Source organism: Sulfitobacter delicatus (assembly GCF_900102535.1).
Classification (GTDB): domain Bacteria; phylum Pseudomonadota; class Alphaproteobacteria; order Rhodobacterales; family Rhodobacteraceae; genus Sulfitobacter; species Sulfitobacter delicatus.
Genome location: NZ_FNBP01000001.1, coordinates 126,560 through 149,256, shown reverse-complemented (window position 1 = coordinate 149,256; position 22,697 = coordinate 126,560). Strand labels below are relative to the sequence as shown.

The following is a 22,697-nucleotide window of genomic DNA, read 5'->3' as shown; positions in this document are numbered from 1 at the left end:
CTACAGCCGCATAAGCGCGGCAGAGCCGATCCCCCCCGCAGCGGCGATGGCGGCCAAGCCGGTCCCCCCGCCACGCGCGACCAACTCATGCCAAAGACGCACCGCATTGATCGCTCCGGAAGCGCCAATCGGATGGCCGCGGGCCAAGGCACCCCCGCCGAGGTTGACGATGCCCGGCGACAGCCGCGCACCATTCACGCAAGCGATTGCCTGTACCGCGTAGGCTTCCATAATCTCCGCTACGTCCAGATCGCCCGGTGCCAGGTTGCTTTGCCGGAACAGATCTCCGATCGCCACCAAAGGGGCCAGCCCGGGTTCTTCGGGCCTGCCGCCTTTTGTTGCCGTGGAACGCAGTTCGACCTTTGGACCGCTAAGTTCTTCGGCCACCCGGTCTGACACGACCATGCAGAACGCAGCCGCATCAGCCGCAACGGCAGCATTGGCCGATGTGATGTCCCCGGTCAGAACCTTCGCGCGGCGGCAAAGCGCGGGGGTAAGGCGACGGGTGAAAGCGTCGCTGTCCAATCCCGCAAGGGGGACCAATTCAGCCTCCGAGGGCAAATGTTCGAGCGCTTTCGCATGGCTCTGCACCGCCCATTCGTCCTGCGCCGCGCGGCTGATGTCCTGCGCGCGGGCGAGCGCAGCGGCGGCCTCGGCCATATCGGGGTCGCGGTCAGGCCAAGGCGTGAAGGGCGCTTGGCCGTAGGCCTCCGGCGGGCGTCCGCCGACGAAGGTGCGGTAGCGCAGTGGCTGGCGGGAATAGCTCTCGACGCCGCCCGCAACGACCACTTCTGCCGCACCGCTCAGGACCATCTGTCGGGCGAGCGCCAAAGCGTCCAACCCACCGGCGCACTGCCGGTCAATGCTCAACCCCGCGACGCCTTCCGGAAGGCCGGAGGCTAAGGCGACGCTGCGCGCCGGGTTGCCGCCGGGGCCAATGGCGGTACTGCAGATCACCTCATCCACCCTGTTTGCGGTCAGTCCCGCTCGCGCAAGCGCGGCGCTGACAACAGGGGCCGCGAGATCGGGAAGAGACAAGTGCGAAAGTGCCCCACCGCGCGGCGCCACCGGGCTGCGGCAGGCGGATACGATGAGCGCACGGGTCATGACTGACCCTCCAGCCAAACCGAGAGGGCGCGCAGATCCGTTTTGCCCGAAGGCAGCAGCGGCAGTTCAGGGTGAAACAGTAGTTCGCGGGGGGAGACCAAAGCGCCCAGCTCCGCGCGACAGGCAGAAAGGATTGCCGCTTTTTCCACTGGGTCAGCCTTACCTTCAATTACCGCCACAAGATGCTGCCCGCGCAGGGCATCGTTTCGCGGCAAGACTGCGCAAACATACCCCTGTGCAGTGATCACGGCCTCTACAGCTTCGGGAAAGACCGTCTGATCTGCAATCTGCACCATCCGCTTGCGCCGCCCTCTGATCCAGAGGTTCCCTGCTGCATCCAGTTCGCCCATCTCGCCCACGGTGACAAAGCCGTCACGCCGGCGTGTGTCAGCACTGTCGCCCAAAGCGTAGCCGTCGAACAGGTAAGGGCTTTTCACCCAGACCTCGCCCGGCCCCGAAGTCTCCCTTCCGGCGTCATCCACTAACCGAAGCGTCACCCCGGGGTAGGGCTGGCCGACGGAGCCTGCCGGGGTAGCCTCACCTGAGAGCGTGATAAAACTTGTTTCCGCCGCGCCGTAAAATTCATACACCGCCGCATGAGGGCAAAGGGTCTGCATGGCGGCTTTTGTCGCTGCATCCAGCGCGCCACCACCGCAAAGCACCAACCGGACAGAGGGCAATGCGTTCTGCGCAGCGCGCGCCAGCAGGCGTAGTTGCGTGGGCGTGGCATAGAGCAGGGTCGCGCCAACCTCTGCCATACGCACCGCTTGAGCCCGCGGCGATTGTCCGGCAAGCACATGGGTGTCCAGTCCAAGGTGCAACGCTTCCAGAACGGCGTAGAGGGATAGCGAATGGCTCAATTGCCCCAGCACTGCGACGCTGTCCGAGGGGCTTAGGCCAAACCTTTCGGCGTTGACCAAAAAACTGGCGATCCAAGATGCCTGACTGCGACGGACCGCTTTGGGGTGGCCTGACGCGCCCCCGGTCAGTGTAAGAAAATAGCCGGGCGGGCAGTTCAAGCTTTTAGGCAGCGGGTGGTCGCTCAGGGCGAAGGGTGCGGAAGCGCCAAGCGCCTGTGCAAGCGCTGGCAGAGCATCGCGTGCTGGAGATGCGGCAAGAGCGCGGAAGCCATCACCGGACGGCCAGTCTGCTGTCCGCGCAATCTCTTGCTCCCCCGCGAAGAGCCGGGCCGCTTCATGCCACGCAAATCTATCCTCAGCGACCATCTGGCCCTCCCGCATAGCCGGATCCGAAATTCCGGGTGCATGCCCCGAAGCCGCCCGCTAGGCTGCGGCAAAACCAGACCCGAGGATACTTCAGACATGACAGAGACCATGCGTGCAATCGAAATCACCGAACCCGGCGGTCCGGATGTCCTACAAGGCACCACCCGCCCGCGGCCGCAGCCGAAACATGGACAAGTCATCATCAAGGTCGCCTATGCCGGGGTGAACCGCCCCGACGCACTGCAGCGCGCAGGCAAATATGCCCCGCCGCCGACGGCAAGCGATCTGCCAGGGCTGGAAGCCTCGGGCGAGGTCGTTGAAGTCGGACCGGGCGTGACCACCCTCGCGCCCGGCGATCTGGTCTGCGCGCTGCTGCCCGGAGGCGGCTACGCCGAGTATGTTGCCACCCCGGCGACCCATTGCTTGCCGATCCCGGAGGGTATGGGCCTGAAAGAAGCCGCATGCCTGCCCGAAACATTCTTCACCGTTTGGTCCAACCTCTTTATGCGCGGGGGGCTGAAGGCTGGGGAAAAAGTGCTGATCCATGGCGGGTCGTCCGGCATCGGCACGACAGCGATCCAACTGGCCCGGGTGTTCGGTGCGCGGGTGTTTGTGACGGCAGGGACTGATAGCAAATGCGCGGCCTGTATGAAGCTCGGTGCCGAGGTCGCGATCAATTACCGCGATACGGACTTTGTCGATGTGCTAAAGGCCGAAGGCGGGGCGGATGTCATCCTCGACATGGTTGGCGGCAGCTATATCAACCGCAACCTCAAGGCGCTGGCCGAGGACGGGAGGCTGGTACAGATCGCTTTCCTGCAAGGGGCGAAGCAAGAGGTGAACTTCGTCACACTGATGACCCGCCGCCTGACTATGACCGGTTCGACCCTGCGCCCGCAGAGCGACCTCGCCAAAGCAAGGATTGCCGATGAGTTGCTGCATAACGTGTGGCCGCTGCTAGAAGCGGGCCGCGTAGCGCCGGTGATGGACAGCACCTATGATCTCGCGGATGCCTGCGATGCGCACCGCCGTATGGAAGCCAGTGGGCATATCGGGAAAATCGTTCTGAAGGTCTCTGACTGAGAACGGAAGCGCTTTGCCGGGGGCAAAGCGGTGCCTCCGGCGGGAAGTACTTAGGGCCAAAAAGAGTAATCAAATCTTAACCAACCGCCGCTCTACTTGTCCTGCGGTACAGGCGGAAGCGCCGATGGCCGCGCCGGAAAGAGTGGTCTTTGGCCGTTCTCGGCGGGGAAGGCATATGCGCCTTCCTCGTATTCTTTTTGGCCAAAAATACTTCCGCCGGAGGCTCCCCACGCTTCAACAAGGGTTAGCGTAGCGGCGTGAAGAGCGCGTCTTCCAACGTGCAGTCTCTGCGGACGTCGGGACCGCAGGGGATGAACTCTAACGTCCGCGAAAGACAGATCCGGGCCTCTTGGATATGGTCCTGTTTGCAGGTGATGGTGATCCCCTCGGGCTTTAGCCTGGGGTTTGCTTTCAGAAAGGCTTCCTCCACGACAGAGGCGGGCAGGGCCACGTCGCGGTCAAGTTTGCGAAACACCTCGGGGCGGATGACCCGCCCGTAGGCTTCCCGCGAAAGGGCGAAGTAATCCGCCGGACCAAGGCCGGTGCAGGAGCCGTGCTTTTTCCACTGGTGCCATGCCAATCCGCCGGTGCCCATGATATCCGCCATCGCCCCGGTCTGCGCCCGGCTGGGCGGGCGCAGACCACTTTGGCAGTAGGACGGGTAGCCGCGCGTATATTGTGGCCAGAGCCCATGCAGCGTCCAGCCGTGGCCAGTATCGTCAGCGCATTGGGGGGAGCGACGTGCGTCGCCGGTCAACTCACACCAGTTCGGCGACCATGACAGTGACATCACGTAGTAGTCGAATTCACCCGCCCGCTCGCCCTCGGCATGAGTTGCGAAAGGTGTAAGCAGGCTGAGGGTCAGCAGACAGGCGCGCAGAGGCTGCATTGGGTCTTCCCTTATGGCGTTTGAGCCAGTATACAGCCGCCAACTTCCCCGACAATGAAGACCGTTCTGCCAGACAGGACAGCCTTTCAGGCGACGGGAAAATTGCGTTTATAGGAGAGTGACATGGCAAAACCGATTATGGCCAAAGCCACCGCCGTCTGGCTCGTGGACAACACCACCATCAGCTTTAAGCAGATCGCCGATTTCGTTGGTATGCACGAGTTGGAAGTGCAGGGCATCGCGGATGGCGATGTGGCGCAGGGCGTGAAGGGCTTTGATCCGATTGCCAACAACCAGTTGACCCAAGAAGAGATCGACGCTGCGCAGGAAAACCCCATGCACAAGCTGAAGCTCAAGTTCAACGCGGCTGCCGAGGGCGAAGAAAAGCGCCGTGGCCCGCGCTATACGCCGCTTAGCAAGCGTCAGGACCGTCCCGCTTCGATCCTTTGGTTGGTCAAGTTCCACCCTGAGCTGAGCGACGGTCAGGTCAGCAAGCTGGTGGGCACCACTAAGCCAACGATTCAGGCGATTCGCGAGCGCACGCATTGGAACATCGCGAACATTCAGCCGATCGACCCGGTGGCCCTTGGCCTGTGCAAACAGTCCGAGCTTGACGCTGCCGTGCAAAAGGCCGCCGCCAAGAAGGCTGCTGAAGGTCAGGTTATGAACGACGACGAGCGTCGCAAGCTGGTCTCCACCGAGCAGAGCCTTGGCATGGACAATGAGCCCAAGATCCCCACGGCGATCGAAGGTCTAGAGACATTCACCCTGTCCGGCAACAGCACGGAAGAGGACGAGGATGAAGACAAGCAGAAGGGTGATTACTCTGATGCCGATAGCTTCTTCTCGCTGCCAGACTCTGACGCCGAAGAAGACGACGACGCGGAAGATAAAGCCAAAGGCTGAGCCGAACGCGACCGGGCGGGCAGGAACTTTCGCCCCAAGGATGTGTTATGATGACAGGGCGTCGGGTAAACCGGCGCCCTGTTTTTCTTAAGCAAAGGCGCAAAGCGTCGGGGGATGGTTTTGGATACGGCATTGGATTGGGGCATATGGGGTTTGGCTGGATTGCTGCTACTGTGCAGCCTGTTGCCCCTGAGCAAATTGCCCTTTGGCTTTATCCGTGGACTGGCCTTTCCTCGTGAGCAATTCCTCGGCCTCGCTCTGTTGCTGGCAATTGGTTTCGCGTGGATTGAAGGGGTGACCACGCCAACCGGGGCCATCGGCATTGCGCTGATGCTCGGGGTCGCCATTCTTCACGCGCTTTACATCACCAAATTCACGCCACTTTGGCGCAAGCAATCGCTCGCAGCGGAGCCTGGGTTGCGACGTGCTACGGATCGGCAGTTCAGCCTGCTGGCGGCCAATGTAAAGAAGTCCAACCGCGACTATGGCAAGCTCATCGCCTTGGCCGAAGCGCGCACGCCGGACATCTTTTTGGCCATTGAGGTGGACCAAGATTGGATCGATGCGCTTGATGACGGGATCGGCAAGAATTACGACCACCGGATCGACGTGCCGCTCGACAACGGCTACGGGCTTTGCGTCATGTCGCGGCTGCCGCTGTCCGAGGTCGAAGTGCGCGAGAAGGTGACGACAGATGTGCCCTCCATTCGTGTGCGGGTGCATCTGCCGGTCGGCGAAGATTTCCGGCTTTATGTGGTCCACCCCGAGCCGCCGGTCATCGACCATGATACCAAGGGGCGCGACAGTGATATCGCGCTGGTGGGTATGGAAGCGACAGAAGACCCTCTGCCAGCGGTCGTGTCAGGTGACCTCAATGACGTGGCATGGTCCACCACCACGCGGCGGTTTCAGCGCCTGTCGGGCTTGCTTGATCCGCGGGTCGGGCGAGGGATGTATAATACCTTCAGCGCCACGATGCCTTGGATGCGTTGGCCGCTAGATCACCTGTTCCATGACGCCCAGTTCCGCCTGCTCGAGATGGACCGGCTCGATAAGATTGGATCGGATCATTTCCCGATGTGGTTCGTCTTGGCTTTGGCCCAAACAGAGGCCGCTGTGAGCGACCCGGAAGACGTTGATCCGGAAGAAGAACAAGAGACCGAGGAGATGATCGCAGAGGAGCGCCAGCGTGAGCGCGAGCCCATCGGAAGTGACTGGGAAGACGAGGACAAATGACTATTTTTGCCAAGGCGAATATTACCCCTTGTACGAATCCTAAAAGGGCGTACATGGCGCAATACAGACGCCAACGCACGCGCCTCTGGCCGGTCAGTTTATAACCTGACTGACCCGCGTTTATGTAGCGACGGTAACGTCTCTTGAAACGACACGCGGGGCTCCTTTTCCCCCCACCTGCTCTTTGGAGATGACCATGAACGCTACAGTCCCCGGCGCCCTGCGCGCCGCACCGTCCATTCACGCCGATCCGGCTGCCGCATATATCGCGGCCAACAGCTTTGACAAGCCGACGCTGGTCATCAGCCGCGAGCGTGTGGCCGCGCAGTTTGACGCGTTGCGTGCGGGTCTGGGACAGGCGCACATCCACTATGCGGTGAAAGCTAACCCGGCGGCTGAGATCATTCGTTTGCTGGTTAAAAAGGGTTCGGGATTTGATGCGGCATCCCGTGCCGAGATCGAGCTTTGCCTGAGCCAAGGCGCGAAGCCCGAGAATATTTCCTTCGGCAACACCATCAAACGCGCGTCCGACATTGCTTTTGCGCATTCCGCCGGTGTGACCCTCTTTGCCGCGGACAGCGAAGCCGAACTCGACAAGATCGCCGCCCATGCGCCGGGTGCGCGGGTCTATCTGCGGCTGATCGTCGAAAATTCGATGGCGGACTGGCCGCTGAGCCGTAAATTTGGCTGTGCTGGGTCCGCTCTGCCTGCGCTCTTGAACCATGCGGTCGCTGTGGGCCTCGTGCCCTTCGGCCTGTCCTTCCACGTCGGCTCTCAGACCCGCAAGGCGGAGTTCTGGAACCCGGTGTTGGATCAGGTGGCGCCCCTTTGGCACGCTGCACGCGCTGATGGGCATGACCTGCAACTGCTAAACCTCGGTGGCGGCTTCCCGGCTTTCTATGGCGAAAGCATCGAAGCGCCCCGCGCCTATGCTGAGGCTGTGATGGATGCGGTCAACGCGCGCTTTGGCGATGTGCCGCAGGTGATGGCAGAGCCGGGCCGGGGGCTGGTGGCCGAGGCGGGGCATATCGCTGCCGAAGTCATGCTCGTGAGCCGCAAATCTGCGGACGATCTGCACCGCTGGGTCTATCTCGACATTGGCCGGTTCTCTGGCCTTGCCGAGACCGAAGGCGAAGCGATCCGGTACCAGATCGTCACCCCGCATGATGGCGAAGAGACCGGACCCTGCGTCCTGGCCGGCCCTTCTTGTGATTCGGCGGACATTCTTTACGAAAAACGCCCGATCCACCTGCCTTTGGCCCTGAAAGATGGCGACAAAGTGATGATTCGCGCTTGCGGTGCTTACACAAGCTCGTACAGTTCGGTTGGGTTTAACGGATTTCCGCCGCTTGATGTGATCGTGCTCTGAGAGCCGATTAGCGTCGCCCCGGAAAAGGGCCGCCAGCTTTGGGAGGAGCAGGCGGCCCGCTTTGATTCCGGGGTGGCTTAAAGCGACTTGCGCGCGTGCATCGCGGCGGTGATCGTGCCATCGTCGAGGTAATCCAACTCACCGCCAATCGGAACGCCCTGCGCGAGCGATGTGAGCCGAACGCGGCCTTCCAGTTGGTCCGCGATGTAATGTGCGGTGGTTTGTCCGTCGATCGTGGCGTTGAGCGCGAGGATCACTTCCGTCACGCTTTCGGTATCGATCCGGTCCACCAATCTCGGGATGCGCAATTCCTGCGGGCCGATGGCATCGAGCGCAGACAGTGTCCCGCCCAGCACATGATAGCGCCCCTTGAACACGCCCGAGCGTTCCATGGCCCAGAGGTCGGCCACATCTTCGACCACGCAAAGCTCACCGTTGGCGCGTTTCTCCGATGTGCAGATATCGCAAACGTCAGCCGTGCCGACGTTGCCGCAGTTCAGACATTCCCGCGCCGTGACGGCGACGGTTTGCATCAGATCTGACAGAGGGGTGAGCAGCAGCGCCCGCTTGCGGATCAGGTGCAGCACCGCGCGCCGGGCCGAGCGGGGGCCGAGGCCGGGCAGTTTCGCCATCAGCTCGATCAGGGCGTCAATGTCGCGGGTTGAGCTCAAGGCGGGGCACCTGTGGGGAAAAAGGAAGGGGAGGGGCGTTTCCGCCCCAACCGTTTAGAAGGGCAGTTTCATACCTGCGGGCAGGCCCATGCCTTCGGTCAGCTTGCTCATCTCGGCTTGCGCACGATCCGAGGCTTTGCTCTGGGCGTCTTTGATGGCGGCGAGGATCAGGTCTTCGACCACCTCTTTTTCGTCCTTGTTAAAGATCGACGGGTCGATATCGAGGCCTTTCAACTCACCCTTGGCGCTACAGGTCGCTTTCACGAGGCCCGCACCGGATTCACCCTCAACGGTGATGTTGTGCATCTCCTCTTGCAGTTCGGCCATCTTGCCTTGCATTTCCTGCGCTTTTTTCATCATCCCGGCCATATCGCCGAGGCCGCCTAATCCCTTGAGCATTTGGGGTCTCCTTGTTGTGTTGTCGTTTATATGTGGCGTGCGGGGGCAGGGATCAACCGTCCTCGAACGGATCCCATTCGTCTTCGACCTCCGGCAGCGCTTCGGCGGTGGCGGCGGCGGCGATGTCTTCGGGCGTGCGGATCGCGGTGATCCGGGCCTTGGGGAATTGCGCCAGCACGGCCTGCATCATCGGGTGGTCTTTGGCCTTGGCCTTGAGCGCCAGTTCGCGAGCATCGCGGATTTGTGCGATGGTCTCGGCGCCGCCTTCGTTGACCAGCGAGACCGCCCAGCGGTTGCCGGTCCAGAGTTGCAACTTTTGGCCCAAGCGCTGCGCCAGATCGCGGGGCGCGTCGTCGGTGGGGACAAATTCGATCCGGCCCGGCTGATAGGCGGCAAGTTGGACACAGGTTTCGACCTCGACCAGCAGTTTCACGTCGCGGTTTACGCGGATCAGTTCGACCACATGTTCAAACGTCGGGAAACGGGCCAGCGCTGCATCGAGGTCTTGCGCCAGTGCCGTGGTCTGACCCTGCGGGCCGGGGTTGGAGGCCATGCGCTGTTGCGCCTGATGCACCGCCTGCGCGCCGGGGTTGCCCTGCGCGGCACCGTTGCCGCCGCCACCGACAGGGGCAGGGGGTGGCGAGCTGTTTTGCAGTTTGCGCACCAGTTCTTCTGGCGAGGGCAGGTCGGCGACATGCGTGAGGCGGATCACGGCCATTTCGGCGGCCATCATCGCATTGGGCGCGGCGGCGACCTCATCCAGTGCCTTGAGCAGCATCTGCCACAGGCGCGTCAGCACCCGCATCGGCAGCGTCTCGGCCATCTGCTGGCCGCGGGCGCGTTCTTCGGGGGCGATGGTGGGGTCTTCGGCGGCGTCGGGGGTGATCTTCACGACCGAGACCCAATGGGTGATCTCCGCCAAATCGCGCAGCACGGCCATCGGGTCGGCCCCATCGGCATATTGTGCCGAGAGTTCGGTCAGAGCAGCGCCCGCATCGCCGCGCAATACCATATCGAACAGATCCAACACCCGGCCCCGGTCGGCCAGACCCAGCATGGCGCGCACCTGTTCGGCGCCGGTCTCGCCTGCCCCATGGCTGATGGCCTGATCCAACAGCGAGGTCGCGTCGCGGGCCGAACCTTCGGCGGCGCGGGTGATGAGGGCGAGTGCGTCGTCGGTGATCTCAGCGTTCTCTGACGTCGCGATCTTGCGCAGCAGGGCGATCATCACTTCGGGCTCGATCCGTCGCAGATCAAACCGCTGGCAACGCGAGAGCACCGTCACCGGCACCTTGCGGATCTCGGTCGTGGCAAAGATGAATTTGACGTGTTCCGGTGGCTCTTCGAGCGTCTTTAGCAGCGCGTTGAACGCGCCGGTTGAGAGCATGTGCACTTCGTCGATGATATAGACTTTGTAACGGGCCGAGGCCGCGCGGTAGTGCACCGAATCGATGATCTCGCGGATGTTGGCGACGCCGGTGTTCGAGGCGGCGTCCATCTCCATCACATCGACATGGCGGCCTTCCATGATCGCGGTGCAATGCTCACAAACGCCGCAAGGGTCAGTCGTCGGCCCGCCGTTGCCGTCTGGACCGATGCAGTTCATCCCCTTAGCGATGATCCGCGCCGTGGTCGTTTTGCCGGTGCCGCGAATGCCCGTCATCACAAAGGCCTGCGCGATCCGGTCGGCGGCGAATGCGTTCTTTAGGGTGCGCACCATGGCGTCTTGGCCGACAAGATCGGCAAAGGTCTCGGGCCGGTATTTGCGGGCCAGCACGCGGTAGGCGGATGTATCTGTCATGATGCCCCAGATCGGATTCGGTTAAGGCTGCAAACTAAGCGCTCCGGGCCGTGGCGTCCACCGGGCTTGGGCGCGCGCTCAAAGCATCCAGAGGATCACGCCCACCCCGGCAGAAGCGACAGCGAGGATGATGGCCAAGGTTTTTAACCGCCCATTGGGCTGGGCATTGGCGTGATGGTCGCTCAACCGCTTCTGGGTGTCAGCGGCGGAGGCCTGTGCCGCCCAATAGACATAGAGCGCGGCGGCGATGAAGACCGACGAGACCGCCTTGGCCACCCATGTCGGCTCGAACTCGCGAAACACGGCGCGCAGCCCGATGGCTACGGCAACGGCGGCCATGCCGGTGCGCATCCAGCCCGCAAAGGTGCGTTCATTGGCGAGGATCGTGCGGTCCTCGGCCCAATCGGTGCGGTCTTCGGCAAGGTCATTTTTATCGCTCATTGAACCATTTAGCGGCCTGCGCGTTCATATGGCAATAATCTATGACATGGCGGGAGACGGCGGATGCGGTTGCGGGGGATCGGACGGAGCAAGAATATCATTCGGCGCAGTGGCGGTGCGGGCAAGGCAGGCGGCTTGGGGCTTGTCGGTGTGCTGGCCGTCATGGCGATCGGGTATTTCACCGGGGTCGATGTCAGCCCGCTGCTGACTGGGCAGGGCGGCGGTCAGGTGCAGCAGTCGCGACCGTTGTCCGAGAATGAAGACCCGCAGGTTGATTTCGCCGCCCGTGTGCTCACCACCACCGAGCAGGTTTGGACTCGCGTTTTTCAAGAGCAATTGGGCGAGACCTATACACCGCCGAAGATGGTGGTCTTTGACAGTTTGACCCAGAGCGCCTGTGGCGGGGCTTCGGGTGCGACGGGGCCGTTTTACTGCCCGGCGGATCGGATGGCCTATCTCGACGTCGCATTCTTTCGCACGATGGACCAGCGACTGGGGGCCGGGGGCGATTTCGCCGCGGCCTATGTGATTGCGCATGAGGTTGCGCACCACGTGCAGAATGAGATCGGCGTCTTGCCGCAGGTGAGCCGGATGCGGCAGCAGTCCTCGGAGGTTGAGGCGAATGCGCTGACGGTGCGGTTGGAGTTGATGGCGGATTGTTTTTCCGGGATTTGGGCGTCGAATGTCGAAGGGCTGATGGAGAAGGGCGATCTGCAAGAAGCGCTGAACGCGGCGCGGATGATTGGCGACGATCATTTGCAGCGACAGGCGGGGCAGGTGCCGCAGCCGCATACTTTTACACATGGGACGTCTGAGCAGCGCGCGCGGTGGTTTGAGCGCGGGTTCGAGACGGGGGAGGTGGCTGCTTGTGATACGTTTGAAGCGGAGCGGCTGTAAGGCGGTCAGGGCAGCGCCCTCCCTGGGGGGCGATCAAAAGGGCGCAATAGGCTGGGCTGGCACAAGAGGCGCTGACGTGGCTAGCACGTGATACGTAGCAAAATCGCCCTCCGGGGGGAGGGAGGACGATGCCCGTGGTGCCGACGGGCGAGACTTTTCTGAAAGTCGGCGAATGGCTGGAGAGGACCCCCCCCTCTCATCGTTTCATCGAAACGACTGCCGGGGCGCGCACTATTGCTTTGCAATAGTGCTTGGGTGAGAGGCTGATAACGACCCAAGCGGGGCTCGTTACGGCTGCTTCCTTCCGGATCTGACCGGGTTGGCGAGGCGCCTGCCCGCACCAACCTCTCAAGCCCCATATAGGTGGGCTCTGGCCAAAGTGCAACCACCAGAAATACGCGCGCCGTGACAGGCTTATGTCTGCGCAAAACGTTGCGAAGGCCGTGCGGCCATGGCAAGGCTTGCCCGAGCGGGTTGGCCGCAATAAGGAGCGGATCCATCATGCGCCATGCAGAAACGGTTACATTCGGAGGGTCAGCCCTCGACCGCGCAGGTGAAGTGCGTGGCGATGCCGCAGCGCTCGCAGCATTGCAGGCGGACCCAGCCGCCCGCGCCATCGTCTTCTGGCGTGGCAAGCCGCTTATCCGGCCCGAACGTCCGGCGGCTCTTGCAAGGCTGCCGATGGACCACCCCGCGCTGGCAGAGGCCCGCGGCACACCGATTCTGCTGGGCCGCGAGGATGGCGCGGCGCGTTTCGCAGTTGATCTGTCAAACTGGGCGCCCGAAGGGCTGGACCAAGGTCAGCTCGGCGCCTTCCTCGACCCGAGCGAACAGCGCCATCCGCTGCTTGGCGATGACATGGCTTTCGCCGAATTGCGCCGGGTGATGACGTGGCTCTCCCCCCGCGACGCGGAACTGGCGGCCAGCGGTAAGGCGATCCTCGGTTGGCACGAGACGCACGGACATTGCGCGCGCTGCGGTGAGGTCAGCGAAGTCACCCAAGGTGGCTGGCAACGGCAATGCCCGGCCTGCGGAGCGCCCCATTTCCCCCGCACCGATCCTGTGGTCATCATGTTGATCACCCACGGCAACTCAGTGTTGATGGGGCGCTCCCCCGGCTGGCCGGAGGGCATGTATTCACTGCTCGCGGGCTTTGTCGAACCGGGCGAGACGATGGAGGCCGCCGTGCGCCGCGAAGTCTTCGAGGAGGCGGGTGTAGAGGTAGGTGCTGTGCGCTATCTGTCCAGCCAACCTTGGCCTTTTCCGGCGTCGCTGATGCTCGGTTGTGCGGGCGAGGCGCTGAGCCGGGATCTGACGATCGACCCGGTGGAGATCGATGACGCGCTTTGGATCAGCCGCGAAGAGATGATGGACGTCTTTGCCGGTACCCATCCCCGCCTGCTGCCCGCACGGCGCGGGGCGATTGCACATTTCTTGCTGGAAAACTGGCTTGCGGATACATTGCTTTAACGTACCCTGACATAACGATAGGGAAGACGGCGAGCAGAAGAATTGGAACGGACAGGATGAAATTCTCCACCAAGGAAGACATCGAAGCGCCGATTGAGGCAGTCTTCAACATGTTGTGCGACTTTGAGAGCTTTGAGCGTTCCGCCATGCGGCGCGGGGCAGAGGTGCAGCGCGTCGATAACCTGCATCAGCCCGGTGTGGGCATGACATGGAAAGCGGTCTTTCCTCTGCGCGGCAAAAAGCGGGAACTGACGGTTGAAATGGTGACATTTGACCGCCCCGAAGAGATGGTTCTCGACAGTCTTTCTTCAGGTCTGGCGGCACAGATGTCTTTTGAGTTAATGGCGCTGTCGCGCAACCGTACGCGGGTGCTTGTCGCGCTAGAGATCAAGCCGCTGAACCTTTCGGCCCGGCTATGGGTGCAATCGTTGAAATTGGCCAAGACCACATTGACCAAGAAATACAAACAGCGCGTTTCCGAATACGCCCGCGGCATGGAAGAACGCCACGCGCGCAGCGTTCAAGCCTGACACCCTCAGGGCTGCCCTGTCACATCCCTGACGGATCGCCCCGGTCCGGGTGGGCGGGGTAGACGCCGAGGATCTCCAGCATATTGGTGAAATACCCCAACTCATCGAGCGCGCGTTTTACCGCCGGGTCTTCCGGATGGCCCTCGATGTCTGCGTAGAACTGCGTCGCGGTGAACGACCCGCCGACCATATAGCTTTCCAGCTTGGTCATGTTGACGCCATTCGTCGCGAAACCACCCATCGCCTTGTAAAGCGCGGCAGGGATGTTGCGCACCTCAAAAACAAAGGTCGTCAGCATCCGCTCGGCGCGGCGGGTAAGGTCAATCTCCTGCGCCATCAGCAGAAAGCGCGTGGTGTTGTGGTCCAAATCCTCAATATCCCGGGCTAATACGTCGAGCCCGTGAATTTCGGCTGCCACTTCGCTCGCCAATACGCCGTCAGACAAGTTGCCCGACGCGGCGAGTTCCGCAGCCGCCCCGGCTGAGTCGGCGGCCGGTTCTGAGGTGATGCTGTGTTTTTGTAAGAAACTACGCGCCTGCGGCAGCAGCACCAGATGCGCACGCACGTGTTTAATGTCAGACAGCGCTGCGCCCGGGCGTGCCATCAGTGCGATGCGCACCCGCACGAAAGCTTCCCCAATGATATGCAGCCCGCTTTCCGGCAGCAGACGGTGAATATCGGCCACCCGGCCATAGGTCGTGTTCTCCACCGGCAGCATCGCCAAATCAGCACGCCCCTCGCGCACGGCGCGGATCACCCCTTCGAAAGACTGGCAGGGCACCGGCTCCATGTCGGGCGCGGCTTGCAGGCAGGCTTCGTGACTATAGGCGCCAAGCGCTCCTTGGAAGGCGATGCGCGGGGTGGTCTGGGAGGTCATGGGCAGCATCCTGAAAGCAACGGTGCGGAGTTGGTCAATTGGTCGCGGTAACTACACCTTGCCTGCGCCAAGGGAAAGCAATAGATACGCCTGCAACGACGCCAAAAACCATGGCCCGGCCATGGTGCCAATACCAAGTGATGGACCCTGACGCATGTTCGATACAATGACCCTGACCAAAATCGCAGCCGGCGTGTTTGGCGCCTGGTTGGTACTTCTGCTGGGCAAATGGGCGGGTGAAGAGATTTACCACGCCGACGCGCATGGCGAGCCATCCTATGTCATCGAAGTGGCTGATGCCGGCGGTGACGAAGGCGCTGAAGAAGTTGATTTCGAAGCCATCATGGCCGAAGCCGATGCCGACAGCGGCTCCAAAGTTTTCCGCAAATGCGCCGCTTGCCACAAGGTCGACGGCACCAACGCCACCGGCCCGCACCTCGACGGTGTGGTTGGCCGCGACATCGCAGCAGTTGATGGCTTTGGCTACTCCGGCGCGCTGTCCTCGATCGATGGTGCTTGGACCCCGGAAGAACTCAGCGCCTTCCTGCAGAGCCCCAAGGGCTACGCGCCCGGCACAACAATGGGCTTCGCGGGCCTGCGCAAGGTCGAAGACCGCGCGGACGTGATTGCCTATCTGCAAAGCGTTTCAAACTAATAGAACGCATCACTGCGTAAGTGAGAGCCGCCCTTCGGGGCGGCTTTTGCGTTTGGGGGGATCGGAACGGTTTCGCCAAGCGCGTGTTGGACCTTGAACGCAACCCAAGCGATCAGGAGCCCCGATATGCAAAGTCATACAACCACCGTGAATGGCATCGAAATGCGTTGGGAGGAGATGGGATCAGGCGATCCGGTCGTCCTGCTGCACGGCATCCCCACCTGTCCCAAACTCTGGCGCGACGTGGCGCCTCTCATTCAGGGGCGGCGCGTTCTGGCGTGGGAGATGCCCGGCTATGGCGCGTCGATCCCGCAGGGTGAAGGCCGCGATATCTCGATCTCCGCGCAGGCCGATTACCTCGTCGCGTGGATGAAGGGCCAAGGCATCGAGCGCGCGATCCTCGCCGCCCATGACCTCGGCGGCGGCGTCGCGCAGATCGCGGCGGTACGGCACCCGGAAATGGTCTCGGGCCTGCTGCTTACCAACGCGATCAGTTATGACTCCTGGCCGGTGCCCCTGGTCAGCGCAGTGGCCAAGACCGGCAGCATCACCAAACATGCGCCCGATGGGTCATTCCACCAGCTGCTGAAAATGATGTTCTCCAAAGGACATGAGACCGACGCCGCAGCCGAGTCCGCCTATGAAGCCCATGCCCCGCATTACGAAGCGCATGGGGAAGCCGAAGCCTTTGTCCGTCAGGCGCAGTCTCTTGATGTGGAGGACACCAAAGCGATTGCGGATCAACTGCCAACCCTCACGATGCCCGCGCGGATCGTTTGGGGCGCAGCGGATGAGTTTCAAAAGATCGAATATGGCGAACGGCTGGCGGAAGACCTGCGTGCGCCGCTCCGGCGGATCGAAGGCGGCAAGCACTTCACGCCGGAGGACCATCCGAAGATCATCGCAGAAGAAATCAATGCCCTGATCCAAACGGTCGATGGCTAAGGGCAGGTGCGCACTTAAGAAAATTTTCGAACCGCCGCTGTTCCCCTCGGGCAGCGGCGGTTTTGCAATCTACCGCGCAGACTGCGAACCTAACATATTCGCAACTTGTATCTTGGCGCATCACAGCGTTAGCCTACATGACGCAATGATCCGGACTATGCCCCGCCAAGGAGTACCCTATGCCCCGAGCCCAGACCCGCGCCGCGACCCGTCAATCGGACCATAGCCTGCCGCTTTGGGTATCGACGATGATATTGACGGTGCTCGTCCTGATGGCGGGTGTCGCCTCTGCACAGGAGCAGAAGATCATCAAGAGCCACGGGTATTCGTTTTATGGCGACCTGACCTACCCGGCGGATTTCGAGCATTTCAACTATGTGAACCCCGACGCCCCCAAAGGCGGTGAGATTTCGTTGCCCTTCGTTGGCACGCTCGATTCGATGAACCCCTATTCGGGCAAGGGCCGGGCGCATCTGTTTTCGATCTTCGGGTTTGAGAGCCTGCTGGGCGAGGCGCCCTCGGGTGAGCCTTTGCCCGCGGATGTCTACGGCGAAAGCTACTGCCTGCTGTGTGAGAGCCTTGAGTACCCCGAAGACAAATCTTGGGTCATCTTCAACATGCGCCCCGAGGCGAAGTTTTCCGACGGCACGCCCGTCACCGCACATGACATCGTTTTTTCGCACAACTTGCTCTTGGACGAGGGGCTGAAATCCTACGCTGACGCCGTACGCAAACGTATCCCCGAGGTCGAGGCGCTGGACGATCACACCGTCAAGTTCACCTTCGCCGACGATATCTCGCGCCGCAGCCTGATTGAAACCGTGGGCGGCGTGCCTGCTTGGCCGAAGAAGTGGTTTGAGGAAACCGGAAACGGTCTGAAAGACAGCTGGATGGACCCGCCCCCCGGATCTGGCGCCTATATGGTCGAAAGCGTCGATCTGACCAAGCGCATCGTACTGAAGCGCAACCCCGACTACTGGGGCAAGGACCTGCCGATCAACCGGGGCCGTATGAACTTTGACCGTATCCGGCTGGAGATCATCAGCGACGACACCTCGGCCTTTGAGGCTTTCAAGGCGGGTGAATATACCTTTCGCGCCGAGGGCGATTCCAAGAAATGGGCGACGGGCTATGACTTTTCCAAAGTGACCGACGGCGACATCGTAAAGGCCGAACTGCCCGACGGCTCGCCCCCCACGCCTTCCGGTATCATCTTCAACCTCGGCCGCGAGGCGCTGCAGGACCGCCGCGTGCGCGAAGCCGTGGCCCTGATGTTCAACTTTGAATGGACCAATGAGTCGCTGCAATACGGGCTCTTCAGCCACCGCGCCTCCTTCACTCAAGACACCCCGCTGATGGCCCAAGGCGCGCCCGAAGGGGCTGAACTGGCGCTGCTGGAAAGCCTTGGCGATCTGGTGCCTGCTGAACTGCTGACGGAGCCCGCCGTCGTGCCGCATAGCTCTGACCCCAGCCGTCTGCTGGACCGCCGCAATGCGCGTCGGGCATCTAAGCTGTTGGAAGAGGCAGGCTGGACCGTGCAAAACGGCATGCGCGTCAACGAGGCGGGCGAACCGCTGCGGCTGAACTTCTTGATGAACTCCTCCGGGTCGCCGACGATTTCCGCTGTGATTGAGAATTTTGTCGCCAACCTGACCTCCATCGGCATCGACGCGCGGCTGGAGAAGGTCGACAGTTCGCAATACACCGCCCGCGAACGCGACCGCGATTACGACATGATCTATGACGCCTATGCTGCCTTCCTTGGCACCGGCACTGGCCTCGCGCAGCGCTATGGGTCGGAGGCCGCGGAATTCTCGCTCTTCAACCCTGCTGGCCTTGCCAGCCCGCTGGTCGACGCGATCATCGAAGCCTCGCTGGATGCCGAGACCGCCGAAGAGGAAGACGCCGCTCTCATGGCGCTTGACCGTGCGTTGCGGCATGAGTTTTTCATGATCCCAACGTGGTACAATGACAGCTATTGGGTCGCCTATTACGACCAATACGACCACCCCGATGAAATCCCGCCCTATGCCTTGGGCTACCTTGATTTTTGGTGGTTCGACAAAGAGGGCGCAGACCAATTGCGTGCCTCAGGCGCCTTGCGGTAAAGCGACTTCATGGGCTCGTATATTCTCAGACGGCTGTTGCTGGTGATCCCGACGTTGTTCGGTATCATGCTGGTCAACTTTGCCTTAGTGCAATTCGTGCCCGGCGGCCCGGTAGAGCAGGCCATCGCCCGTATTCAGGGTGGCGGAGACGTCTTTGGCGGCTTTGCTGGTGGCAACAATGACGCGGGCGTCGATACCATGGCGCGCGGCTCTGACAGCACCTATGTGGGCGCGCGGGGGCTGCCACCTGAGTTGATCGAAGAGTTGGAGAAGGAGTTCGGCTTCGACAAGCCGCCCGTCGAGCGCTTCTTTCACATGCTGTGGAATTACATGCGCTTGGATTTCGGCGAGAGTTACTTCCGCGCCATCAGCGTGATCGACCTGATTAAGGAAAAGCTGCCTGTCTCGATCACGCTGGGGCTCTGGTCGACGCTGATCGCGCATCTGATCTCGATCCCGCTTGGCATCCGCAAAGCGGTGCGTGACGGCAGCCGGTTTGACACATGGACCTCGGGCGCGATCATCGCCGCCTATGCGATCCCCGGCTTTCTCTTCGCGATCCTGCTTCTGGTGCTCTTCGCGGGCGGGTCTTATTGGCAGGTCTTCCCGCTTAGGGGCCTGACCTCGGACAACTTCGACAGTCTCAGCCCCTTGGGCAAGGTCGCCGATTACTTCTGGCACATCACTCTGCCGGTGCTGGCCTCGACGATCTCGGCCTTTGCCACGCTGACGCTGCTGACCAAGAACAGCTTTCTGGATGAGATCAAAAAGCAATATGTCATCACCGCCCGCGCCAAGGGCCTGTCGGAGCGCAAGGTGCTCTACGGCCATGTCTTCCGCAACGCGATGCTGATCGTGATTGCCAGTTTCCCGGCGGTGTTCATCTCGGTCTTTTTCGGGGGCTCGATCATCATCGAGACAATCTTTAGTCTCGACGGGCTGGGCCGCCTCGGCTTTGAAGCCGCCGTGGCGCGGGACTATCCGATTGTCTTTGGCACGCTGTTCATCTTTGGCCTGATCGGCCTTGTCGTCGGCATCCTGTCGGACATGATGTATGTGCTGGTCGATCCGCGCATTGATTTTGAGAAGAGGGAAGGCTGATGGCGCTGTCCCCCCTGAACCAACGCCGCTGGCGCAATTTCACTGCGAACCGGCGGGCCTATTGGTCGCTGTGGATTTTCGCGATCCTGTTTGGCATTTCGCTCTTTGCGGAGTTCGTCGCCAACGACAAACCGATCCTCGTGAACTACCGCGGCGACTATTACACGCCGATCTTCAACTTCTACCCCGAGACCGCCTTTGGCGGCGACTTCCAGACCGAAGCCGCCTACCGCGACCCAGAGGTGCGTTGCCTGATTGCCACCGGCGGGCTGGAGGCCTGTTTTGACGATCCCGAAGGCTATATCATCGACGCCGAGGATGGCGAGGTCGAAGGCGAAACGATCGACAAGGGCTGGGCGATCTGGCCGGTCATTCCCTATTCCTTTAACACTGCCGTGGACCGCCCCGGCGCCGCCCCGCTGCCGCCCAATGGGCAAAACTGGCTCGGCACCGATGGCACCAAACGCGATGTCATGGCGCGGGTGATCCATGGGTTTAGGCTCTCGGTGGTCTTCACGCTGATCGTCACCGGCGCGGCCTCAATCATCGGCATCTTGGCAGGCGCGGTGCAGGGATTCTTCGGCGGCTGGCTCGACCTGATCTTTCAGCGGATCATCGAGATTTGGTCGTCGACCCCGTCGCTCTACGTCATCATCATCATGTTCGCCATTCTGGGCCGAAGTTTCTGGCTCTTGGTGATCCTTTTGGTGCTCTTCTCATGGACAGCACTGGTGGGCGTGGTGCGCGCCGAGTTCCTGCGCGCGCGCAACCTTGAATATGTCCGTGCGGCCCGAGCCCTTGGGGTCGGCAATGGCTCCATCATGCTGCGCCACATGCTGCCCAATGCGATGGTGGCGACGCTGACGATGCTGCCGTTTATCATCACCGGCACGATCTCCACGCTGGCGACGCTGGACTTCCTCGGCTTCGGCTTGCCGTCCTCGGCCCCCTCGCTGGGCGAGTTGACGCTACAGGCCAAGCAGAACCTGCAAGCGCCTTGGCTGGCCTTCTCGGCCTTCTTTACCTTTGCCATCATGCTGTCGCTGCTGGTCTTTATCTTTGAAGGCATCCGCGACGCATTCGACCCCAGAAAGACCTTCTCGTGACTGCGCTTTTGGACGTCAAAGACCTGCAAGTTTCCTTCCGGCAGGACGGTCAACTGATCCCCGCCGTGCGCGGCGTCAGCTTTGCCGTGAACCGCGGCGAGACCGTGGCGCTGGTGGGCGAAAGTGGCTCGGGCAAGTCGGTCTCGGCGCTTTCGACGGTCTCGCTGCTGGGCGACAGCGCGCAGGTCAGCGGCTCGGTCACCTATGACGGGCAAGAAATGATCGGGGCGGATGAAAAGCTGCTGCAAAAGGTGCGCGGCAATGACATCTCGTTCATCTTCCAAGAGCCGATGACCTCGCTCAACCCGCTGCACACAATCGAAAAGCAGCTCGCTGAATCGCTGGCGCTGCACCAAGGGCTGCAGGGCGCCGAAGCCCGTGCGCGGGTGCTGAGCCTGCTGCAACAGGTCGGCATCAATGACGCCGAGAGTCGGATGGGGGCCTATCCGCACCAGCTGTCGGGTGGGCAGCGGCAGCGGGTGATGATCGCCATGGCGCTGGCCAACAAGCCCGACATCTTGATCGCGGATGAGCCGACCACTGCGCTCGACGTGACCATTCAGGCGCAGATCCTCGACCTGCTGAAAGATCTCAAGGATGAGATGGGCATGGGGCTGTTGTTCATCACCCATGACCTCGGCATCGTGCGGCGCATCGCGGACCGGGTCTTTGTGATGCAAAAGGGTTTGGTGGTCGAAGAGGGGCCCACGGGGGAGATTTTCGACAATCCGCAGCATCCCTACACGCAAAAGCTGCTGAGTGCCGAGCCGACGGGTTCGCCGGAACCGGTCGCCGATGACGCACCCGAGGTGCTGCGCACCGACAACCTCAAGGTCTGGTTTCCGATCCAAAAGGGCCTGCTGCGCCGCACCGTGGGTCATGTGCAGGCCGTCAATGACACGAGCCTCTCGGTCCGCGCAGGCGAGACCTTGGGCATCGTTGGCGAAAGCGGCTCGGGCAAGACCACGCTGGCGCTAGCAATCATGCGGCTGATTGGCTCAGAAGGGGAGGTGACCTTTCGCGGCGAAGACCTGCGCAAATATTCCACCCGTCAGTTGCGCCGCCTGCGCGCGGATATGCAGATCGTTTTCCAAGACCCCTTTGGCTCGCTCAGCCCGCGCATGACCTGCTTTCAGATCATTGCCGAGGGACTGGCGATTCATAAGGTCGACAAGGGCCGGGACAAGCGCGAATTGGTGGCCGAGGTGATGACCGAGGTCGGGCTCGATCCCGCCACGATGGACCGCTACCCGCATGAGTTCTCAGGCGGGCAGCGTCAGCGTATCGCTATTGCCCGTGCCATGGTGCTGCGGCCCAAACTGCTGGTGCTGGACGAGCCGACTTCGGCGCTGGATATGACCGTGCAGGTGCAGATCGTCGATCTGCTGCGGCGGTTGCAGGTGAAATACGGTCTGGCCTATCTCTTCATCAGCCATGACCTTAAAGTCGTGCGCGCGATGTCGCACAAGGTGATGGTGATGAAGCGCGGTGACGTGGTGGAATATGGCAACGTTGATGCGCTTTATGACAACCCGCAGACTGAGTACACGCGGACGCTGTTGCAGGCGGCAGGCTAGCTGCCCGCGAGCCCAACCAGCATGGCGCCTAGGGCAACGACGTGGATCAGCATGATGGCCCGGTCGCGCCAGAACACGCCGACAGCAAACCAGCCGACCAATCCGATGAGAAACAGATAGATGTTGAGCGGCGTGAACCCCATTGCTGTGGCGGTGTAGCCTGCAATTTGCACCAGTGAGGCGCCCCATTTGATGCCCGTCACCAGATTGTCGCGGTGAAAGATGCGGGAAGCGGGAAGGCGGGGGATATAGTCGGTCACGGTCATAGCGTATCCTTTAATCGGTCGAGGGCAGGGGCGGGGG

At 61.7% G+C, this 22,697-nt stretch carries 22 protein-coding genes and 1 other RNA gene; 13 read left to right on the top strand and 10 right to left on the bottom strand.

Features of this window, described 5'->3' with window-relative positions:
• Together BLS57_RS00810 and BLS57_RS00805 are read right to left on the bottom strand one after the other, a co-directional pair.
• A complete protein-coding gene (locus BLS57_RS00810) occupies positions 1 to 1,107 on the bottom strand; it encodes a thiolase family protein (protein WP_093738206.1) in 1,107 nt (368 codons plus the stop codon).
• A complete protein-coding gene (locus BLS57_RS00805; RefSeq protein WP_167356354.1) occupies positions 1,104 to 2,333 on the bottom strand; it encodes an AMP-binding protein in 1,230 nt (409 codons plus the stop codon). Before BLS57_RS00805 ends, BLS57_RS00810 begins: the two co-directional genes overlap by 4 nt.
• A gap of 96 nt (positions 2,334 to 2,429) precedes the next feature.
• Between BLS57_RS00805 and BLS57_RS00800 the strand changes: the two genes are divergently transcribed.
• On the top strand, positions 2,430 to 3,416 hold the full coding sequence (locus BLS57_RS00800; protein WP_093738202.1) for an NAD(P)H-quinone oxidoreductase: 987 nt from the start codon (positions 2,430 to 2,432) through the stop codon (positions 3,414 to 3,416).
• Positions 3,417 to 3,660: 244 nt separating this feature from the next.
• Here the strand turns inward: BLS57_RS00800 and BLS57_RS00795 are convergent, their stop codons facing one another.
• Positions 3,661 to 4,305 carry a ribonuclease T2 family protein gene (locus BLS57_RS00795; protein ID WP_093738200.1) on the bottom strand — a complete coding sequence of 215 codons (645 nt, stop codon included), beginning with the start codon at positions 4,303 to 4,305 and terminating at the stop codon, positions 3,661 to 3,663.
• A gap of 123 nt (positions 4,306 to 4,428) precedes the next feature.
• Between BLS57_RS00795 and BLS57_RS00790 the strand changes: the two genes are divergently transcribed.
• The 3 genes from BLS57_RS00790 to BLS57_RS00780 all read left to right on the top strand — a co-directional run bounded on the left by BLS57_RS00790 (position 4,429) and on the right by BLS57_RS00780 (position 7,816).
• A complete protein-coding gene (locus tag BLS57_RS00790; RefSeq protein ID WP_093738198.1) occupies positions 4,429 to 5,211 on the top strand; it encodes a DUF1013 domain-containing protein in 783 nt (260 codons plus the stop codon).
• 183 nt (positions 5,212 to 5,394) lie between these two features.
• On the top strand, positions 5,395 to 6,447 hold the full coding sequence (locus BLS57_RS00785; RefSeq protein ID WP_244153565.1) for an endonuclease/exonuclease/phosphatase family protein: 1,053 nt from the start codon (positions 5,395 to 5,397) through the stop codon (positions 6,445 to 6,447).
• A gap of 190 nt (positions 6,448 to 6,637) precedes the next feature.
• Positions 6,638 to 7,816 (top strand): type III PLP-dependent enzyme, encoded by a 1,179-nt coding sequence (locus tag BLS57_RS00780; protein ID WP_093739103.1) that lies wholly within the window; start codon positions 6,638 to 6,640, stop codon positions 7,814 to 7,816.
• Between the two features lie 77 nt (positions 7,817 to 7,893).
• Here the strand turns inward: BLS57_RS00780 and recR are convergent, their stop codons facing one another.
• From recR to BLS57_RS00760, 4 genes are all read right to left on the bottom strand, one after another.
• Positions 7,894 to 8,487, bottom strand: coding sequence for a recombination mediator RecR (gene recR / locus BLS57_RS00775; RefSeq protein WP_093738194.1), 594 nt, complete (start codon positions 8,485 to 8,487; stop codon positions 7,894 to 7,896).
• 54 nt (positions 8,488 to 8,541) lie between these two features.
• Positions 8,542 to 8,886, bottom strand: a complete 345-nt coding sequence (locus BLS57_RS00770) for a YbaB/EbfC family nucleoid-associated protein (protein WP_067624876.1) — start codon at positions 8,884 to 8,886, stop codon at positions 8,542 to 8,544.
• A gap of 52 nt (positions 8,887 to 8,938) precedes the next feature.
• Complete coding sequence (locus tag BLS57_RS00765; protein WP_093738192.1) at positions 8,939 to 10,687, bottom strand: DNA polymerase III subunit gamma/tau; 1,749 nt, start codon at positions 10,685 to 10,687, stop codon at positions 8,939 to 8,941.
• Positions 10,688 to 10,765: 78 nt separating this feature from the next.
• The gene (locus BLS57_RS00760) at positions 10,766 to 11,128 is read right to left on the bottom strand and encodes a YidH family protein (protein ID WP_093738190.1); all 363 of its coding nucleotides are present in this window, start codon (positions 11,126 to 11,128) and stop codon (positions 10,766 to 10,768) included.
• Positions 11,129 to 11,191: 63 nt separating this feature from the next.
• Here BLS57_RS00760 and ypfJ point away from each other — a divergent pair, with 63 nt between their 5' ends.
• Entirely contained in the window at positions 11,192 to 12,025 is an 834-nt protein-coding gene (gene ypfJ / locus BLS57_RS00755; protein WP_093738188.1) for a KPN_02809 family neutral zinc metallopeptidase, read from the top strand.
• A 253-nt stretch (positions 12,026 to 12,278) separates the two neighbouring features.
• Here ypfJ and ffs read toward each other — a convergent pair.
• Positions 12,279 to 12,376: signal recognition particle sRNA small type (gene ffs, locus BLS57_RS00750), an RNA gene on the bottom strand.
• A 150-nt stretch (positions 12,377 to 12,526) separates the two neighbouring features.
• Here ffs and nudC point away from each other — a divergent pair.
• Together nudC and BLS57_RS00740 are read left to right on the top strand one after the other, a co-directional pair.
• On the top strand, positions 12,527 to 13,495 hold the full coding sequence (nudC, locus tag BLS57_RS00745) for an NAD(+) diphosphatase (RefSeq protein ID WP_093738186.1): 969 nt from the start codon (positions 12,527 to 12,529) through the stop codon (positions 13,493 to 13,495).
• Positions 13,496 to 13,551: 56 nt separating this feature from the next.
• Entirely contained in the window at positions 13,552 to 14,025 is a 474-nt protein-coding gene (locus BLS57_RS00740; RefSeq protein ID WP_093738184.1) for an SRPBCC family protein, read from the top strand.
• Positions 14,026 to 14,044: 19 nt separating this feature from the next.
• Here BLS57_RS00740 and BLS57_RS00735 read toward each other — a convergent pair whose 3' ends face one another.
• Positions 14,045 to 14,902 (bottom strand): prephenate dehydratase, encoded by an 858-nt coding sequence (locus BLS57_RS00735; RefSeq protein WP_093738182.1) that lies wholly within the window; start codon positions 14,900 to 14,902, stop codon positions 14,045 to 14,047.
• A gap of 154 nt (positions 14,903 to 15,056) precedes the next feature.
• On the opposite strand from BLS57_RS00735, the gene BLS57_RS00730 reads away from it, so the two are divergent.
• The 6 genes from BLS57_RS00730 to BLS57_RS00705 all read left to right on the top strand — a co-directional run bounded on the left by BLS57_RS00730 (position 15,057) and on the right by BLS57_RS00705 (position 22,394).
• Positions 15,057 to 15,557, top strand: a complete 501-nt coding sequence (locus BLS57_RS00730; protein ID WP_093738180.1) for a c-type cytochrome — start codon at positions 15,057 to 15,059, stop codon at positions 15,555 to 15,557.
• 126 nt (positions 15,558 to 15,683) lie between these two features.
• The gene (locus BLS57_RS00725; RefSeq protein WP_093738178.1) at positions 15,684 to 16,502 is read left to right on the top strand and encodes an alpha/beta fold hydrolase; all 819 of its coding nucleotides are present in this window, start codon (positions 15,684 to 15,686) and stop codon (positions 16,500 to 16,502) included.
• A 179-nt stretch (positions 16,503 to 16,681) separates the two neighbouring features.
• A complete protein-coding gene (locus BLS57_RS00720) occupies positions 16,682 to 18,610 on the top strand; it encodes an extracellular solute-binding protein (RefSeq protein WP_093738176.1) in 1,929 nt (642 codons plus the stop codon).
• A 9-nt stretch (positions 18,611 to 18,619) separates the two neighbouring features.
• Positions 18,620 to 19,711, top strand: coding sequence for a microcin C ABC transporter permease YejB (locus tag BLS57_RS00715; RefSeq protein ID WP_093738174.1), 1,092 nt, complete (start codon positions 18,620 to 18,622; stop codon positions 19,709 to 19,711).
• Positions 19,711 to 20,817 carry an ABC transporter permease gene (locus tag BLS57_RS00710; protein ID WP_093738172.1) on the top strand — a complete coding sequence of 369 codons (1,107 nt, stop codon included), beginning with the start codon at positions 19,711 to 19,713 and terminating at the stop codon, positions 20,815 to 20,817. Before BLS57_RS00715 ends, BLS57_RS00710 begins: the two co-directional genes overlap by 1 nt.
• Positions 20,814 to 22,394: an ABC transporter ATP-binding protein gene (locus tag BLS57_RS00705; protein WP_093738170.1), complete on the top strand. Its 1,581-nt coding sequence runs from the start codon at positions 20,814 to 20,816 to the stop codon at positions 22,392 to 22,394. The genes BLS57_RS00710 and BLS57_RS00705 overlap by 4 nt, the downstream gene beginning before the upstream one ends.
• On the opposite strand, the gene BLS57_RS00700 is transcribed toward BLS57_RS00705, so the two are convergent.
• The gene (locus BLS57_RS00700) at positions 22,391 to 22,660 is read right to left on the bottom strand and encodes a DUF6552 family protein (protein WP_244153564.1); all 270 of its coding nucleotides are present in this window, start codon (positions 22,658 to 22,660) and stop codon (positions 22,391 to 22,393) included. The genes BLS57_RS00705 and BLS57_RS00700 overlap by 4 nt on opposite strands.
• Positions 22,661 to 22,697 lie beyond the last annotated feature (37 nt).

Bases quoted from the DNA above. Each gene is read 5' to 3' on its own strand.
- BLS57_RS00715 (WP_093738174.1), top strand. From the start codon at position 18,620: ATGGGCTCGTATATTCTCAGACGGCTGTTGCTGGTGATCCCGACGTTG.
- BLS57_RS00710 (WP_093738172.1), top strand. From the start codon at position 19,711: ATGGCGCTGTCCCCCCTGAACCAACGCCGCTGGCGCAATTTCACTGCG.
- BLS57_RS00805 (WP_167356354.1), bottom strand. From the start codon at position 2,333: ATGGTCGCTGAGGATAGATTTGCGTGGCATGAAGCGGCCCGGCTCTTC.
- BLS57_RS00765 (WP_093738192.1), bottom strand. From the start codon at position 10,687: ATGACAGATACATCCGCCTACCGCGTGCTGGCCCGCAAATACCGGCCC.
- BLS57_RS00720 (WP_093738176.1), top strand. From the start codon at position 16,682: ATGCCCCGAGCCCAGACCCGCGCCGCGACCCGTCAATCGGACCATAGC.
- BLS57_RS00740 (WP_093738184.1), top strand. From the start codon at position 13,552: ATGAAATTCTCCACCAAGGAAGACATCGAAGCGCCGATTGAGGCAGTC.
- BLS57_RS00700 (WP_244153564.1), bottom strand. From the start codon at position 22,660: ATGACCGTGACCGACTATATCCCCCGCCTTCCCGCTTCCCGCATCTTT.
- BLS57_RS00735 (WP_093738182.1), bottom strand. From the start codon at position 14,902: ATGACCTCCCAGACCACCCCGCGCATCGCCTTCCAAGGAGCGCTTGGC.
- nudC (WP_093738186.1), top strand. From the start codon at position 12,527: ATGCGCCATGCAGAAACGGTTACATTCGGAGGGTCAGCCCTCGACCGC.
- BLS57_RS00810 (WP_093738206.1), bottom strand. From the start codon at position 1,107: ATGACCCGTGCGCTCATCGTATCCGCCTGCCGCAGCCCGGTGGCGCCG.
- ypfJ (WP_093738188.1), top strand. From the start codon at position 11,192: ATGCGGTTGCGGGGGATCGGACGGAGCAAGAATATCATTCGGCGCAGT.
- BLS57_RS00770 (WP_067624876.1), bottom strand. From the start codon at position 8,886: ATGCTCAAGGGATTAGGCGGCCTCGGCGATATGGCCGGGATGATGAAA.
- BLS57_RS00760 (WP_093738190.1), bottom strand. From the start codon at position 11,128: ATGAGCGATAAAAATGACCTTGCCGAAGACCGCACCGATTGGGCCGAG.
- BLS57_RS00795 (WP_093738200.1), bottom strand. From the start codon at position 4,305: ATGCAGCCTCTGCGCGCCTGTCTGCTGACCCTCAGCCTGCTTACACCT.
- BLS57_RS00725 (WP_093738178.1), top strand. From the start codon at position 15,684: ATGCAAAGTCATACAACCACCGTGAATGGCATCGAAATGCGTTGGGAG.
- BLS57_RS00730 (WP_093738180.1), top strand. From the start codon at position 15,057: ATGTTCGATACAATGACCCTGACCAAAATCGCAGCCGGCGTGTTTGGC.
- BLS57_RS00800 (WP_093738202.1), top strand. From the start codon at position 2,430: ATGACAGAGACCATGCGTGCAATCGAAATCACCGAACCCGGCGGTCCG.
- BLS57_RS00790 (WP_093738198.1), top strand. From the start codon at position 4,429: ATGGCAAAACCGATTATGGCCAAAGCCACCGCCGTCTGGCTCGTGGAC.
- BLS57_RS00780 (WP_093739103.1), top strand. From the start codon at position 6,638: ATGACCATGAACGCTACAGTCCCCGGCGCCCTGCGCGCCGCACCGTCC.